Origin of the sequence: Novosphingobium colocasiae, assembly GCF_014652555.1 — a bacterium.
In the GTDB taxonomy this organism is placed as follows: domain Bacteria; phylum Pseudomonadota; class Alphaproteobacteria; order Sphingomonadales; family Sphingomonadaceae; genus Novosphingobium; species Novosphingobium colocasiae.
The window spans coordinates 116,210-130,935 of record NZ_BMZA01000004.1 but is presented as its reverse complement, the minus strand read 5'-3'; the positions used below and the strand labels follow the sequence as shown (position 1 = coordinate 130,935).

Here is a 14,726-nt window from a genome sequence, read left to right as displayed (position 1 = left end):
TGGTGCGTTTCAACGGGGAGCGGCGTGAAAAGGTCTCCTCCGCCGCGCTGGCGTGGCCGTGCCGCAGCGCCGGACCGGCGTCAACGGCCTATTTCGCTGTCAATTGACCATTCGCACGAATGCGCGACCTGCCGCGATCAGGTGCAGGCGGATTGGCCGTTGCCGGGGATCGTCCCGGTGTTGCGATCGTCGCGGACCAGCAGGGCGGCTTCGCGATGAAACTCGGTCGGTCGGACGAAGACGTTCCCGAACAACGGCTGGTAGGAATAGAACACTTCGACGAACATCACCGCCCCGGTGGGCGCGCCCGATACGATCGGCGGGGCATGGATCACGTGATTGGTCGCACCCATTCCGTTCAGCGTAGCTCCGCTCAGGCCGTAGTTCTGCGCGCCGTAATAGGAATTCCTGGCAAGACTTCCCCGGCAGCGCTGCCAGTGAATGTATTCGCGGTTCGTTGATACATCGCGCTCTAGGCTGGAAATGATGATCCGGCCCCGGCTGGAAAAGTTGAATGCGGCACCCTGCAGGAGCGCCCCGGTCATCACCGAATCGACCTGCGCGGCCGTGACCGTCGGCGATACCGCGCTGTTGTCGGTCTGGCCGAGACGCGAAGCATTGTCCGCCGCCGATGTCGCCATCTGGCTGATCTGCATGTTGATGGTCGACATATAGGCGATTTCGGTGCCGTAGAAGCCGAGCGTGATCAGCACCGGCAGGACCAGCGCGAACTCCATGATGGCAACGCCGGCCGCACCGGTCCCCTCGCCCGCGCGCAGCTTGCGCAGGCGGTGAGCGGCGACACGCCACTTGCGGGTCAGCCGCGCGGTCATGTGCAGGTCCTCGCGGCAGTGCTGTACTGGCCCTGGTTGCCGAACGGCTGGTTCTTGGTCACGGCCGTCGCCCTGAGCGTCCGGGTGCCATTGGCATTGCCGGTGAACGGCACCTTGAACAGCGGCTGGTAGGTCATCGTCGCGGTCAGATAGACGACATCGCCCGAGCCGCCGTTGCCGGTCCGGCCGATATCGGCGTCCCATGATCCGTTGTTGTTCTCGTCGGTGTAGCTCTCGCCATTGTCGCAGCGACCGTTGGCGTTGGTATCACCCCACTGTTCCGGGCGGGCGACGTCGGTGAAGTCGTAATAGCTCTTGCGCGTCGTCGTCACGCTCGCGCCGGGGGCGACGCCCGCCATGATCGTGCCCACCGCTTGGTCGGACGTGGTCGTATTGGCGGTTTCCAAGGCCGAATCGCGCGCTACCTTTTCCACGGCACCGTTCAGTACCGCGTTCAGGTATGCCATGTGGCCCATGTCGAACATGCCGATCAGCAGCACCAGCAGCACCGGTGCCGCCAGCGCGAACTCGACTGCCGCCGCGCCCTCGCAGGCACCGCGCAGGCGAGCGGCGAAGCGGCGGGTGCGCAGCGCGATCATTGCACCACCCGCAGTTCGCCCACTTCCTTGGCGATCGTCTGGAATGCGGTGTTGAGACCGGCGGCATCGGACGCCGTGTAGGAACTGTTCGGCGAAGCGCAGGTGGTCAGGTCGGTCGACAGGCTGGCCGTGAAGGCGATGACCCAGACGCGGATACCTTTGTCCTTGATCGCCGCGCAGGCCGCCAGGAAGCGCGAGGTGTGGCGCGAGGCATCGTTGCTGGACCCGTCGGTCGTGATCTTGCGATCCCACCACTCCAGCCCCCAGGCCTGATTGACGGTGTAGTTGGGCTCCATGATGCCGTCGGTCATGAAAATCAGGTGCCGGGCCACTTCGCCGCCGTTCGTGGGCGCCTGGTTGACCGTGGTGGCAAAGATCCCGTCGGGCGAAAGCAGGCGGCCGCCCCAGATGATCCCGGTATCCAGATAAGTGTTGCCGGTGGCGACCATCGCGTTGGCATAAGTGGAAAAGGCCGAGGCGGTCATCGTCTGCAACCCCTGCGCTGCGGCCGGGCACGGCGATGAAGGCTGGTCGAAGTCCTCGGTCGTGCTGATCGTGTTGGTCGTCTCGGTGTAGGAAGTCTGGCCCCAGCGATTGGTCGTCACGTTGTAGCGATTGTACATGATGCCCGGCCACATCGGCGCCCACTGGGTGGCGACGTTCGTCGTCGGAGCCATGTCGATGTTGATGTCGTAAGCGGTCGACGGCGAATAGCCGGTCAGCGTGGAATAGCTGAAGCTGCTCTGGTTGACCGTGTCGCGTTCATGGATGCACCCGTTCCAGGTATAGCTGCGCGAGGCACCGCTGCTGCCGTTCGGGACCGATGTTGAGGCGAAAGTCTTGAACGTGCTGGTATCGAACGCGACCGGCTTGTAATCCCAGTGATCGAACACCTGGGTCGCGATCGGGTTGTAGGTGTCCGTCGTCGTCGTCGTCGCGATACGCGTCGCGTAGTTGGCGTAGAGATAACGGCTGGAGCAGTAATAGCTCGTGGCCTTGATCTGCGTCTGGACGGAAATGGTTGTCGTCACCTGCTGGTTGCTGCCGTTTGTGGTCGTGCTCGATGTGACGGTCGCCGAACCGGAGTTCGAAAACGTCGTTTCCGCCGGCGTCGAACTGGCCGCATTGGAACAGGCGGTGCTGCTGCTGTAACGCGAGGAATTGTACAGGCCCGTCGTCGCCGTTCCGTTCACATAGACCGTATTTGACGACGATGAATTGGGGCTGTTGCCGTAGCTGTATTCGGTCCGGTATTCCGGCTCGCGCGACTGGTAGGTCGTGCTGTCGCGCAGATAGGCCGGATTGAGATTGTACAGCAGGCGGCCGACGTTGACCGTGGTGCTGAACGGCACGAAGCCGTAGCGGATGCGGGCGTTGGACCCGGCGGTCGATGTCGAAAGCGTGGTATAGAAGTTGTTCATCGCCGTGCGCAGCGCCGCGATGCGGGTGGTGTTGCCCAGCGAACTGCCCATCGATCCGGTGTTGTCGAGCACCATCATCACGTCGGAATTGCCGACACCCATCGAGCTGGCGCAAGTTGCGGTAAGATTGATCACGCGATAGCCGAACACCTTCATCACGTCGGTGTTCAGGCTGGTGGTGGCGGTCCCCTCGACGGTGTTGCCGTTGTCATCGGAACTGGGGGTGAACACCGTGTTCGATGTGTTCTGGACAAGGTCATCATAATTCGCGGCAAAATAGTTGCGCGCGGCAGTGATCGCGGTGCTGTCGAGCCCGGCGGTGGTCACGGACTTGCGCCCGGCCAGCACGGCCGCGTCGCAGGCGGCCTGCAGCTGGTTCTGCGTGCGATAGGATCGCGCGAAATCGATGGCCGAGCCGATGACCAGCGCCGCGATCAGCATACCCACGGCGGCAAGGGGCAGAATGTTGCCGCCCGTGTCACGCAGGACGGCTTTGAACATGCTTCTCAACTGGCGCATCGACGTTAACCAGAAACAGGCATGGGAAATCCACGCCAGGTTTCCTGCAATTACGCTTCAAACATTAATGAATTCTTCCTCTGCCCACTTCTCGACACAGGCCCGGTAAGGCTGATTACTGCAGCATTTGGAAGGTTAACAGGATTGGGGTCAGCCCCTGCCCCCAAGCGGAATCCGGTTCCCGATGCCAAACGGTTGCATCCGTAAAATTGCTTTGCGCGCCCGGACGGGTAGGATCACCGGCCCGATCCGATCGTTGCGCGGTGCCTATGCAAAGTTCCCCTGTCCTGTCCGTGCTGTTCGTCTGCCTTGGCAATATCTGCCGCTCGCCGCTGGCCGAAGCCGCGCTGCGGGAGACAGCCGGGGCGGCCGGACTGTCACTGCTGGTCGATTCCGCCGGAACCGGTTCGTGGCACATCGGCCACCCGCCCGATCCGCGCGCCCGCGCCGAAGCCGCGCGCCACGGCATAGATATCGGCTCCTACCGCGCCCGGCAGGTCACGCCGGACGATTTCCTGCGGTTCGACCGCATCTATGCGCTCGACCGCAGCAACCTGTCCGATCTGCAGAAACTGGCCCCCGCCGGCGCGACCGCGCAAGTGGCTCTGCTGCTGGATGCCGTCCCCGCGCTGGCGGGGCAAAGCGTCGCCGACCCCTACCACGGCGATGCGGCCCACTTCGCGCAGACCTGGCAGGAGGTGACCCTGGCCGCGCGCCACATCGTCGACGTGCTGCGTCAGCCCTGACCGGACAGATCCCGCACCCAGCACTGCATCGGCTTCTCGCACTCGTCCTCGTCCCGGTGGTCCTTCCACGAAAGCCGGGCGATGAGGCCCGGGATCGGCTCGTACCCCCGCCGACGCCAGAAGGCGTCCAGCGGCACGTAGCCTTGCGGCCGGTCCGGATGGTCCTCCTCGCGGATCACGGCGGCAAAGGTACTCGCCAAGGCCCCGCAGCCCCGTGCATGGGCCTCGCGATGATCGAAGAACGCATGGCCGATCCCGCGCCCGCGATACGCGGGCTGCAGCACGGATTCGCCGAAATAGAACATCCGCGAAACGTCCACCCCCTGCGCGAGGTACGGGGCCTGAAATGCCGCATCCTGCGCCGACATCGGCGATGCCGTGGCCGCACCCACCACGCGGTCACCATCCAGCGCGCAGACCAGCACCGCATCCGGTGCCGCCATGAATTCGCGCAGGTACTCCGCCTCGTAGGCTGTGTTGCCATCGTAGAGATACGGCCAGTCCGCGAACACGGCGATGCGCAAGTCGGCCAGCGCGTCACTGGCGGCGGCGATTTCGGGCCCGGTGAGGGTTCGGACGGTCAGCGACATGCCCGCCTGCCTAGCGCGACGACCGCAATTGCGGCAAGATGTCCCGGCCCGGCATACAGGGCACTCGCATATGAAATTGCTTATCGCATTCGTCACCCTGAACTCGTTTCAGGGTCCATCGTGCCGCGGGCCGGGACCCTGAAAGGCGATGGACGCAGGGACCAAGCCCTATTCGATGGTGGGGCAAACCGCGCAATGGATGCTGAAACGAGTTCAGCATGACGAAGCTGCAGGTAAACTCGTTATGTGCGATTGCCCTGGCCCGGCATATGAGCCCGGTTTGCTTTTGGAGCGCTATCCATTATATGCGGCCCGAATTGCCCCGGCCGCGTGAGGCGCGCAAGCGACTCGAGTGTGCCGGGGCTTGCTCTTTTTTGCCCGCTGGTCAGCCCGTTTCCAGCTCTTGCTCCAAGGACGAAACCGATGTCCCGTCGCCGTCAGATTTACGAAGGCAAGGCCAAGATCCTCTACGAAGGGCCCGAGCCCGGCACGATCATCCAGTATTTCAAGGACGATGCCACCGCCTTCAACGCGCTCAAGAAGGGCACGATCCAGGGCAAGGGCGTCATCAACAACCGCATCAGCGAATACGTCTTCACGCGCCTGAACCACATCGGCGTGCCGAACCACTTCATCCGCCGCCTGAACATGCGCGAACAGCTGGTGCGGCAGGTGGAGATCATCCCGATCGAAGTGGTGGTGCGCAATGTCGCCGCTGGCTCCATCTCCAAGCGCCTCGGCATCCCCGAAGGCGAGATGCTGCCCCACACGCTGATCGAATATTACTACAAGGACGATGCGCTGGGCGATCCGATGATCGCCGAGGAACACATCGCCTGCTTCGGCTGGGCCACCAACGAGGAGATGCAGGACATCTCGTCGATGGCGATCCGCGTGAACGATTTCATGTGCGGCATGTTCGCGGCGATCAACATCCGCCTCGTCGATTTCAAGCTCGAATTCGGCCGCATCTGGGACGGCGATTACAGCCGTGTGATCCTGGCTGACGAGATCAGCCCCGATGGTTGCCGCCTGTGGGACATGACCACCGGCGAAAAGCTCGACAAGGACCGCTTCCGCCGCGATCTGGGCGGCGAGGAAGAGGCCTATCAGGAAGTGGCCCGCCGCCTTGGCCTGCTGCAGGACGAAAGCGGGCCGACCGAAGTGTTCGACCTGTCCAAGCACCGCAAGCTGCGCGGCAAGTAAGACCTGCCGCCGGCAAGCCGCTTGCCCCCGCCGGGCGAGCGGCTAGGGTGCGCGGCGATGCGCCCTTCCCCTTACCGCTTCCCCCTCGCCCTGTCGCTGGCCGCCGCGCTGACGCTTTCCGCCTGCGCGCCGCAGGTGGCATCCACGCCGCCGCCGCGCCCTGACGATACGAGCTGGGCTTTCGAAAAGAGCGACGTTCCGGTCGATCCGGATTACCGCTTCCTGCGGCTGCCCAACGGCATGCGGGTGATCCTGCGCCACAACGCCATGCCCAAGGGCACGGCGCTGGTGCGGATGGACGTCAACGCCGGTTCGCTCGACGAGAGCGACGGCGAGCAGGGCTATGCCCACTTCCTCGAACACATGGCCTTCAACGGCTCCACCCGGGTGCCCGAAGGGCAGATGGTGGCCCTGCTCGAACGCAAAGGCCTGGCCTTCGGAGCCGATACCAACGCCTCCACCAGTTTCGACCGCACCGTCTACAAGCTCGACCTGCCCCGCGCCGATGCCGATCTGATCGACACCGCGCTGATGCTGATGCGCGAGACGGCGAGCGAACTGACCATCTCCCCCGAAGCGGTGGGGCGTGAGCGCGGCGTGATCCTCTCGGAAATGCGCGATCGCAACAGCTTTGCCCTGCGCGATTTCGTCGATTCCGTCAGCTTCCTCTATCCCGGCTCGCGCTATGCCCAGCGCTTGCCGATCGGTACCCCGGCGTCGATCCAGAACGCCACCGCCGAAGGGCTGACCGCGTTCTATCGCCGCGAATATGTGCCGGGCCACGTGACGCTGGCCGTCATCGGCGATTTCGATGTCGATGCGGCAGAAGCTGCCATCCGCCGCCACTTCGAAAGCTGGAGCGCCGCTCCGCTTGAGCCACAGCCCGATGCCGGCCCGGTCAAGACCGCCGACAAAGGCCGCACGGGGGTATACCTCGATCCGGCGCTGTCCGAACGCATCGTTGCCATGCGCAACGGCCCGTGGCTGGACGAGCCCGATACCGTCGCCCAGCGGCGCGAGAACCTGCTGCGCCAGATCGGCTATGAAATCGTCAACCGCCGGCTCCAGCGCCTGTCGCGGCGGGCAGAGCCGCCGTTCCGGGCAGCCGGCTTCGGCACCGGTGACGTGTTCGAAACCGCGCGCTCCACCCGGCTGATCGTCGATACCGTCGATGGCAAATGGCAGCCCGGACTGGATGCCGCCGCGCAGGTCTACCGCACCGCCCTCAAAAGCGGCTTCACCGATGCCGAAGTGGCCGAACCGGTCGCCAACGTGCGCCGCGCGCTGATGGACGCCGCCGCCTCGGCGGATACGCGCAGCAATGGCGCGCTGATGCAGGCAGCGCTCGATCTGGTCGATGATCGGCTGGTGCCCGCCACGCCGCAATCGGCGCTGCAACGCTTCGAAAGTTTCGCGTCCACGATCGATCCGGCCGCCGTGCTGGCGGCGCTTCGCCGCGAAGCCATCACCCTCAAGGACCCGCTGCTGCGCTTCAGCGGGCGCACCGCGCCGGTGGGCGGCACTGAAGCGGTGCGCAAGGCCTGGAACGCAGCAATCCGCGCGGATATCGCGGGCGGCACCACAGCGGCAACCGGCACTTTCGCTTACGACAGCTTCGGCACGCCCGGCACCGTGCAGAGCGATACCCGCGACGCGCGGCTCGGCATTCGCGAGGTGCAGTTCGCCAACGGCGTGCGGCTGAACCTCAAACGCACCGATATCGCCAAGGACCAGATCGCGGTCAGCCTTGCGATCGACGGTGGCGACATGCTGGACACGCGCGCCAATCCCACCGCGACCGAGATGGTGCCCTATCTGGATGAAGGCGGCCTCGGCAAACACAGCCGCGATGATCTCGACACCCTGCTCGCCGGGCACACGGTGGGACTGGGGCTATCGTCGTCCGGCAGCACGTTCGAGGCCGGCGCGGGCACCACCCCGCAGGATCTGGAACTGCAACTGCGCCTGCTCGCCGCGCTCGTCACTGACCCCGGCTATCGCGCCGAAGGCGAGGTGCAGTACCGGCAGGCGATCAACACCTACTTCAACCGCCTGCGCGCCACGCCCGGCTCGGCGCTGGGGGCCGACATCGGCGGCATCCTCAGCGATGGCGACCCGCGGTTCACCCTGCAAAACCCCGACACCTACCGGGCGCTGAGCTATGCCCGGCTCAAGGCCGACATCACCGATCGCCTGACCCATGGCGCGATCGAAATCGGCATGGTCGGCGATCTCGACGAGGACAAGGCGATCGCCATGGTCGCCGCCACCTTTGGCGCATTGCCGGCGCGCGAGGCGCAGTTCCGCAGCCATGACGACGTACCTCCGCGCCCCTTCACCACGGCGCGCAACTTGCGCGTGATCCGCCACGACGGCCCCGCCGATCAGGCGCTGGTCCAGGTCATCTGGCCGACGCGTGACGACAGCGACCCGCTCGAAGCGCTCAAGCTCGGCCTGCTGGAGCGGGTGATGCGGATCGAACTGACCGACACCTTGCGCGAAAAGCTGGGCAAGACCTATTCGCCTTCAGCGTCCAGCACGCTGTCGCGGGACTGGAAGGGCTACGGCACCTTCACCGTCACCGCGTCGATCGACGGCACAGAAATGGCCGCCACCCGCGCGGCGATCGCCGAGACCGTCCAGGCCCTCCGCGACGCGCCGGTCGATGCCGACGTCCTGCTGCGGGCGCGCGCGCCGATGCTGGAAAGCCTGGCCAACGCGCTCAAGACCAACGGCGGCTGGCTGTCGCTGGTCGATCGCGCGCAGACCGAAAGCGACCGCATAGACCGCTACCTCGCCGCCCAGACCCGCCTCGCCGCGCTCACCCCCGCCGATGTGCAGGCAATGGCAAAACGCTGGCTCGCGCCGGGCGCTGCGGTGACGGTGCTGGTCCTGCCGAACGGAGCGGCCGCGCCGGGGCAGTAGGGACCGTTCTCAAATCCTCGTCACTCTGAACTCGTTTCAGGGTCCATCCCGCCGTTTACGCCGCAGCGTCGGGATAGCGCTTCCGACGCGGCTGCACCTCGCCCGCCCAGAACGGCGCGGGCGGCAAGATGGATGCTGAAACAAGTTCAACATGACGAAGCGTGGGCCTAACCGCCTTTGAAGCCGGAATGTTTTTTACGAAACGCTCTCACCCCAGCCGCTCCAGCGCCGGCACCAGCTCGTCGAAATGGTCGATCACCGCCGCCGCACCCAGGTCGTGCGCCGGCCGGTCGCGGAAGCCGAAGCTGACCGCAACGCAGGGCAGGCCGGCGGCCGCAGCCGCGCCCGTATCGTAAATGGAATCGCCGACATAGGCAGCCCTGCCCGCATGCCCGGCGCGTTCGAGCATCAGGTTGATGAGGTCCGGCCGTGGTTTCGACCGCCCCGGCCCCAGCGTATCGCCGCCGATCACGGTGTAGAAGCGGTCGGTCAGCCCCAGCCCGTCGAAGATCGCTCGCGCAAAGCGCTCCAGCTTGTTGGTCACGACCGCCAGTTTGACCCCGCGCGCCTCCAGCGCATCGAGCATGGCGTAACCGCCCGGAAAAAGGTCGGTATCGATGCAGATGTTCGCCTCGTAGAAGGCCAGCAGCGCGGCGTGCAGCTCTTCGAAACGGTCGGGAGGAAGCGCCCCGCCGGTCACCTCCAGCGCTCGCACCAGCATCTTCTTGGCACCGCCGCCGATCAGATCGCGCACTTCGGCCGCCGGAACGGCCGGGCGGCCTTCCAGCGAAAGCGCGTGGTTCGCCGCGCGGGCAAGGTCCTTGTGGGTATCGAGAAGCGTACCGTCGAGATCGAAGCCGACGATGGCGAAGGGAAAGCTGTTCATCCCCGATGCCGTGCAGTGTTGGTGTGGAAACCGCAACAATTTGCTGGCAGATGACGGGGCATGGTCGAAAATTCCGCTCCCGCCGCGCCCCTTGCCATCGTCGTCCTTGCCGCCGGCAAGGGCACCCGGATGAAAAGCGATCTGCACAAGGTGCTTCACCCGATCGCCGGACGGCCGATGCTCGATCACCTGCTGGCCAGCGCCGAGGAGCTGGCACCCCGCACCCAGGTGGTCGTCGCCGGCCACGGGCGCGAACAACTCGAACAGGCGCTCGGCGCGCGCGCCACGATCGCCGTGCAGGAGCCGCAACTGGGCACCGGCCACGCCGTCCAGCAGGCGCAAGGAGCGCTTGCCGGTTTCGCCGGGGACGTGCTGATCCTCTACGGCGATGTGCCGTTCGTGCGCCCCGAGACCATGCGCGCGATGATCGCCCGGCTGCACGAGGCCGACAGCCCTGCCGTGGTCGTTCTGGGGTTCGAGCCTGCCGATCCGCTCCAGTATGGCCGGATCCTCGCGCATGACGACGGCCGCATCGCCATGATGGTCGAATACAAGGACGCGACCGAGGAACAGCGCGCCTGCCGGCTGTGCAATTCCGGGCTGATGGCGGTCAACAGCGCCGATCTGTTCGACCTGCTCGGCCGCGTCACTAACGATAATGCCCAAGGCGAATACTACCTCGTCGATATCGTCAACGTCGCCACGCTGGACGGCCGCACTTGCGCCGTCATCAGGACCGACGATCCCGATGAAGTGGGCGGCATCAACAGCCGGGGCGAACTGGCCGAAGCCGAAGGCCGCTGGCAGGCGCGCCGCCGCCGGCAGGCCATGGTCGATGGGGTAACCCTGATCGCCCCGGACACCGTGTTCTTCGCCTGGGATACGCAGCTCGGCCGCGATGTGACGGTGGAACCGAACGTCGTGTTCGGCCCCGGCGTCACGGTGGCGGACAACGTCGTGATCCACGCCTTCTCGCACCTTGAAGGAGCTACGCTGGAAAGCGGCGTCTCGATCGGCCCCTACGCGCGGCTGCGGCCCGGCGCGGTGCTCAAGGCCGGCTCGCGCATCGGCAACTTCGTGGAGATGAAGAACGCGGTGCTGGGCGAAGGGGCCAAGGCCAACCACCTGACCTACCTGGGCGACGCCACCGTCGGCGCCGGCGCGAACATCGGCGCGGGCACGATCACTTGCAACTACGACGGCTATTTCAAGCACAGGACGGTGATCGGCGAACGCGCCTTCATCGGCTCCAACTCGGCCCTTGTTGCCCCGGTCAGCATCGGCGCGGACGCCATCGTCGCCGCCGGCAGCGCCGTGACCCGCGACGTTGCCGATGGCGAACTGCGGCTGGTCCGCGGCGAGCAACTGGTAAAACCCGGCTGGGCCGACCGCTTCCACGACGCGATGAAGAAGAAAAAGGCCGACGCGAAGAAAAGCGGCTAAGCCCCGCCCCACGCGCGCCCAAACTGCCCCATCACACGGAGACGATGATGCCCAACAGCCCCTGGAGCCACACCCGCAACGCATCCCTGTCCGATGACATCGATTTCGAGATCAAGGGCCAGGAACTGCAGTTCGTCGAGATCGAACTCGATCCCGGCGAAAGCGCCGTCGCCGAAGCGGGGGCGATGGTGTGGAAGGACGCCAGCGTCGATATGTCGACCGTGTTCGGCGACGGGTCGGGCGATCAGGGCGGCGGGTTCATGGGCAAGTTACTCGGCGCCGGCAAGCGGCTGGTCACCGGCGAAAGCCTGTTCACCACCGTCTTCACCCACAAGGGTTCCGGCAAGGCGCGCGTCGCCTTTTCCGCGCCGATCCCCGGCGCGATCCTGCCGATCAAGCTCGATAGCGTGGGCGGCCGCCTGATCTGCCAGAAGGACGCCTTCCTGTGCGCCGCGCGCGGGGTGTCGATCGGCATCCAGTTCCAGCAGCGGATCATGACCGGGCTGTTTGGCGGCGAAGGCTTCATCATGCAGCGGCTCGACGGTGATGGCTGGGTGTTCGTCCAGATGGGCGGAACCGTGGTCGAACGCGAACTGCGCCCGGGCGAGGAACTGCACGTCGATACCGGCTGCGTCGCCGCCTATACGGCGGGGATCGAATTCGACGTGATCCGCGCCGGATCGGTCAAGTCGATGATCTTCGGCGGCGAAGGCGTGTTCTTCGCCCGGCTGCGGGGGCCCGGCAAGGTGTGGATCCAGTCGCTCCCGTTCTCCCGCCTGGCCGGCCGCATGCTCGCCGCCGCGATGCCCGCCGGCGGGCAGAACCGGGGCGAAGGATCGATCCTGGGCGGGCTTGGCAACCTGCTCGACGGCGATTGAGCGATTGCGCATGATATCACGATATGATATCGCGATATCATGACCCGCATTCTGGCCGATCTTCCCGATGAGGACATCAGGTGGCTGGACGCCCGCGCCGCGACGCAGGGCAAATCCCGCGCCTCGGTGCTCCGTGAAGCGGTGGCGCGTTTCAAGGCGCAAAGCCCCGCTGACGATCGCAAGGACTGGATCGAACGCGGGTATGGCTATTGGGCTGATCGGTTGGACATCGGCGATGGCGTCGAATACCAGCGCGCCATCCGCGAGGATCGCACCCCTTACGAAGACCTTTGATCGGTGTCCGACCCCTTTTTCGACACGAACATCATCATCGACTGGCTGAACCGCAAACCGATGGCGCGTGCCGAACTGGGTCGCTACCAGCGCCATCGCATCAGCCGGATCGCGTGGACCGAAGTTCTTGCGGGCGAGCCGCTGGAAACCCGCGATCTGGTGCGCGATCTGATCGCCCCGTTCGAAGTGGTGGAGATCGATGCGCGGATTGCCCAGACCGCCGCAGACATCCGTCACCGCTCGCGCATGAAACTGCTGGACGCCCTGATCCTGGCAACCGCGCAGGTCAACGGAGCCATCCTGGTTACACGAAATACCAAGGATTTCCCGGCTAACATGCCGGGCATCCGCGTGCCCTACTCCATCTGAACGAAAGTACCCGCCTGCATGTGTGGCATCATCGGAATTGTCGGCAAGGAAGACGTGGCGGACCGGCTGGTCGATGGCCTGCGCCGGATGGAGTATCGCGGTTATGACAGCGCCGGGGTCTGCACGGTCGAAAACGGCCAGTTGATCCGCCGCCGCGCCGAAGGCAAACTGCTCAATCTCGTCAAGGCCTTGGCGGTCGATCCGGCACCGGGCCTCACCGGGATCGCCCACACCCGCTGGGCCACGCACGGCGCACCGACCGCCGCCAACGCCCATCCCCACGCCACCGCCGAACTGGCATTGGTCCACAACGGCATCATCGAGAATTTCAAGCCGCTGCGCGAAGGGCTTGAAGCGCGCGGCCGCCATTTCGAGAGCCAGACCGATACAGAAGTGGTCGCTCACATGGTTTCCGAGCAGGTCGAAGCGGGCCTGTCGCCGCAGGATGCGGTCAAGGTCGTGCTGCCGCAGTTGCGCGGCGCGTTTGCGCTGGCGATCGCCTTTCGTCGGCACCCCGACATGCTGATCGGCGCGCGCCTCGGCTCGCCGCTGGTGGTGGGCTATGGGGATGGCGAAACCTATCTCGGCTCGGACGCATTGGCGCTTGCCCCCCTCACCCAGCGTATCACCTATCTGGAAGAAGGCGATTGGGTCGTCATCACCCGCGACGGCGCGCAAATCTACGATGCCGACAACACCCCGGTCGATCGCGAAATCGTCGCCTCGGGCGCGTCCGCCGTGCAGATCGAGAAGGGCCATTACCGCCACTTCATGCAGAAGGAAATCTTCGAGCAGCCCACGGTGGTGGCGCAGACCCTGCGCAGCTACGTGCGCCAGATCGATCAGTCGGTCGCGCTGCCGCAAATCGATTTCGACCTGTCCACCATCAACCGCATCACCATCGTCGCCTGCGGGACCAGCTTCTATGCCGGAATGGTCGCCAAGTACTGGATCGAGACCTTCGCACGGTTGCCGGTGGATATCGATGTCGCCAGCGAGTTCCGTTACCGCGATCCGGTGCTGGAGCCCGGCGGCCTCGCGCTGTTCATCTCGCAATCGGGCGAGACTGCCGATACCCTGGCCGCGCTGCGCCACTGCAAGGCGGCCGGACAGACCATCGCCGTCGTCGTCAACGTGCCCACCAGCACCATGGCGCGCGAAGCGGACTTGCTGCTGCCGACCCACGCCGGGCCGGAGATCGGCGTCGCCTCGACCAAGGCGTTCACCTGCCAGCTTGCCGTGCTGGCGGCACTCGCCGCGCATCTCGCGGTCAAGCGCGGGCGGATGGACCGGGCGGAAGAAACGGCAGTGGTCAACAACCTCGTCGAAATCCCCTCATGCCTGAACGCCGCGCTTGCCCATGACGATGAGATCGCGGCGATGGCCCACCTCATCGCCCCGGCGCGCGATGTGCTCTATCTGGGGCGCGGGCAGGACTATCCGCTGGCGCTGGAAGGCGCACTCAAGCTGAAGGAAATCAGCTATATCCACGCCGAAGGGTATGCATCGGGTGAAATGAAGCACGGCCCGATCGCGCTGATCGACGAGGCAGTTCCCGTCATCGTCCTCGCCCCGTCGGGGCCGCTGTTCGAAAAGACCGTCAGCAACATGCAGGAAGTGCGCGCCCGAGGCGGCAAGGTGGTGCTGATCTCGGACAAGGCCGGGATCGAGGAAGCTGGCGAAGGCTGCATCGCCACGATCGAGATGCCCGAAGTCCACCCCCTGATCGCCCCGCTGGTCTATGCCGTGCCGGTGCAGTTGCTGGCATACCACGTGGCCTGTGTGAAAGGCACCGACGTCGACCAGCCGAGGAACCTGGCGAAAAGCGTGACGGTGGAATAGACCCATCCTCCCCCTCGGGGGAGGGGAACCATGCGCAGCATGGTGGAGGGGCACAGGCAGCACGGCCTGACCGGGCGGCGTCAATCATCCGGTGCCCCCTTGCGATAGGATCAACATCCTCAGGATTGTCGCGAGAAGAAGAAAAACGGGTTCACGCAGAGGCGCGGAGGCGCAG

General features: G+C 65.3%; 13 protein-coding genes. 8 read left to right on the top strand and 5 right to left on the bottom strand.

The features are described from left to right. Positions 1-137: 137 nt before the first annotated feature. The 3 genes from IE122_RS08170 to IE122_RS08160 are packed head-to-tail and all read right to left on the bottom strand — an operon-like array spanning position 138 to position 3,354. Positions 138-833, bottom strand: coding sequence for a TadE/TadG family type IV pilus assembly protein (locus tag IE122_RS08170; protein WP_229813902.1), 696 nt, complete (start codon positions 831-833; stop codon positions 138-140). Continuing rightward, positions 830-1,432: a TadE/TadG family type IV pilus assembly protein gene (locus IE122_RS08165; RefSeq protein ID WP_189620669.1), complete on the bottom strand. Its 603-nt coding sequence runs from the start codon at positions 1,430-1,432 to the stop codon at positions 830-832. The genes IE122_RS08170 and IE122_RS08165 overlap by 4 nt, the downstream gene beginning before the upstream one ends. Further along, positions 1,429-3,354 (bottom strand): pilus assembly protein TadG-related protein, encoded by a 1,926-nt coding sequence (locus IE122_RS08160; RefSeq protein ID WP_229813900.1) that lies wholly within the window; start codon positions 3,352-3,354, stop codon positions 1,429-1,431. Before IE122_RS08160 ends, IE122_RS08165 begins: the two co-directional genes overlap by 4 nt. A 287-nt stretch (positions 3,355-3,641) precedes the next feature. Between IE122_RS08160 and IE122_RS08155 the strand changes: the two genes are divergently transcribed. After that, positions 3,642-4,118, top strand: coding sequence for a low molecular weight protein-tyrosine-phosphatase (locus IE122_RS08155; protein ID WP_189620667.1), 477 nt, complete (start codon positions 3,642-3,644; stop codon positions 4,116-4,118). Here the strand turns inward: IE122_RS08155 and IE122_RS08150 are convergent. Then, positions 4,109-4,708 carry a GNAT family N-acetyltransferase gene (locus IE122_RS08150; RefSeq protein WP_189620666.1) on the bottom strand — a complete coding sequence of 200 codons (600 nt, stop codon included), beginning with the start codon at positions 4,706-4,708 and terminating at the stop codon, positions 4,109-4,111. The genes IE122_RS08155 and IE122_RS08150 overlap by 10 nt on opposite strands. Before the next feature lie 423 nt (positions 4,709-5,131). Here IE122_RS08150 and purC point away from each other — a divergent pair, with 423 nt between their 5' ends. Together purC and IE122_RS08140 are read left to right on the top strand one after the other, a co-directional pair. Continuing rightward, a complete protein-coding gene (gene purC / locus IE122_RS08145; protein WP_189620665.1) occupies positions 5,132-5,914 on the top strand; it encodes a phosphoribosylaminoimidazolesuccinocarboxamide synthase in 783 nt (260 codons plus the stop codon). 57 nt (positions 5,915-5,971) lie between these two features. Beyond that, the gene (locus IE122_RS08140) at positions 5,972-8,839 is read left to right on the top strand and encodes a M16 family metallopeptidase (protein WP_189620664.1); all 2,868 of its coding nucleotides are present in this window, start codon (positions 5,972-5,974) and stop codon (positions 8,837-8,839) included. A gap of 208 nt (positions 8,840-9,047) precedes the next feature. On the opposite strand, the gene IE122_RS08135 is transcribed toward IE122_RS08140, so the two are convergent. Beyond that, positions 9,048-9,725, bottom strand: a complete 678-nt coding sequence (locus tag IE122_RS08135) for an HAD-IA family hydrolase (protein ID WP_189620663.1) — start codon at positions 9,723-9,725, stop codon at positions 9,048-9,050. A 60-nt stretch (positions 9,726-9,785) separates the two neighbouring features. On the opposite strand from IE122_RS08135, the gene glmU reads away from it, so the two are divergent. From glmU to glmS, 5 genes are read left to right on the top strand one after another with little or no spacing between them, the layout of a single operon-like run. Continuing rightward, positions 9,786-11,168: a bifunctional UDP-N-acetylglucosamine diphosphorylase/glucosamine-1-phosphate N-acetyltransferase GlmU gene (glmU, locus tag IE122_RS08130; protein ID WP_189620662.1), complete on the top strand. Its 1,383-nt coding sequence runs from the start codon at positions 9,786-9,788 to the stop codon at positions 11,166-11,168. Positions 11,169-11,215: 47 nt separating this feature from the next. Then, positions 11,216-12,046, top strand: a complete 831-nt coding sequence (locus tag IE122_RS08125) for an AIM24 family protein (RefSeq protein ID WP_189620661.1) — start codon at positions 11,216-11,218, stop codon at positions 12,044-12,046. 39 nt (positions 12,047-12,085) lie between these two features. Continuing rightward, positions 12,086-12,340 carry a ribbon-helix-helix protein, CopG family gene (locus IE122_RS08120; protein WP_189620660.1) on the top strand — a complete coding sequence of 85 codons (255 nt, stop codon included), beginning with the start codon at positions 12,086-12,088 and terminating at the stop codon, positions 12,338-12,340. Positions 12,341-12,343: 3 nt separating this feature from the next. Beyond that, positions 12,344-12,709 (top strand): type II toxin-antitoxin system VapC family toxin, encoded by a 366-nt coding sequence (locus IE122_RS08115; protein ID WP_189620659.1) that lies wholly within the window; start codon positions 12,344-12,346, stop codon positions 12,707-12,709. 18 nt (positions 12,710-12,727) lie between these two features. After that, entirely contained in the window at positions 12,728-14,551 is a 1,824-nt protein-coding gene (gene glmS / locus IE122_RS08110) for a glutamine--fructose-6-phosphate transaminase (isomerizing) (RefSeq protein WP_189620658.1), read from the top strand. Positions 14,552-14,726: the final 175 nt, after the last annotated feature.

Coding starts and splice junctions, on each gene's coding strand:
- IE122_RS08170 (WP_229813902.1), bottom strand. CDS start 833: ATGACCGCGCGGCTGACCCGCAAGTGGCGTGTCGCCGCTCACCGCCTG.
- IE122_RS08165 (WP_189620669.1), bottom strand. CDS start 1,432: ATGATCGCGCTGCGCACCCGCCGCTTCGCCGCTCGCCTGCGCGGTGCC.
- IE122_RS08160 (WP_229813900.1), bottom strand. CDS start 3,354: ATGTTCAAAGCCGTCCTGCGTGACACGGGCGGCAACATTCTGCCCCTT.
- IE122_RS08155 (WP_189620667.1), top strand. CDS start 3,642: ATGCAAAGTTCCCCTGTCCTGTCCGTGCTGTTCGTCTGCCTTGGCAAT.
- IE122_RS08150 (WP_189620666.1), bottom strand. CDS start 4,708: ATGTCGCTGACCGTCCGAACCCTCACCGGGCCCGAAATCGCCGCCGCC.
- purC (WP_189620665.1), top strand. CDS start 5,132: ATGTCCCGTCGCCGTCAGATTTACGAAGGCAAGGCCAAGATCCTCTAC.
- IE122_RS08140 (WP_189620664.1), top strand. CDS start 5,972: ATGCGCCCTTCCCCTTACCGCTTCCCCCTCGCCCTGTCGCTGGCCGCC.
- IE122_RS08135 (WP_189620663.1), bottom strand. CDS start 9,725: ATGAACAGCTTTCCCTTCGCCATCGTCGGCTTCGATCTCGACGGTACG.
- glmU (WP_189620662.1), top strand. CDS start 9,786: ATGGTCGAAAATTCCGCTCCCGCCGCGCCCCTTGCCATCGTCGTCCTT.
- IE122_RS08125 (WP_189620661.1), top strand. CDS start 11,216: ATGCCCAACAGCCCCTGGAGCCACACCCGCAACGCATCCCTGTCCGAT.
- IE122_RS08120 (WP_189620660.1), top strand. CDS start 12,086: ATGACCCGCATTCTGGCCGATCTTCCCGATGAGGACATCAGGTGGCTG.
- glmS (WP_189620658.1), top strand. CDS start 12,728: ATGTGTGGCATCATCGGAATTGTCGGCAAGGAAGACGTGGCGGACCGG.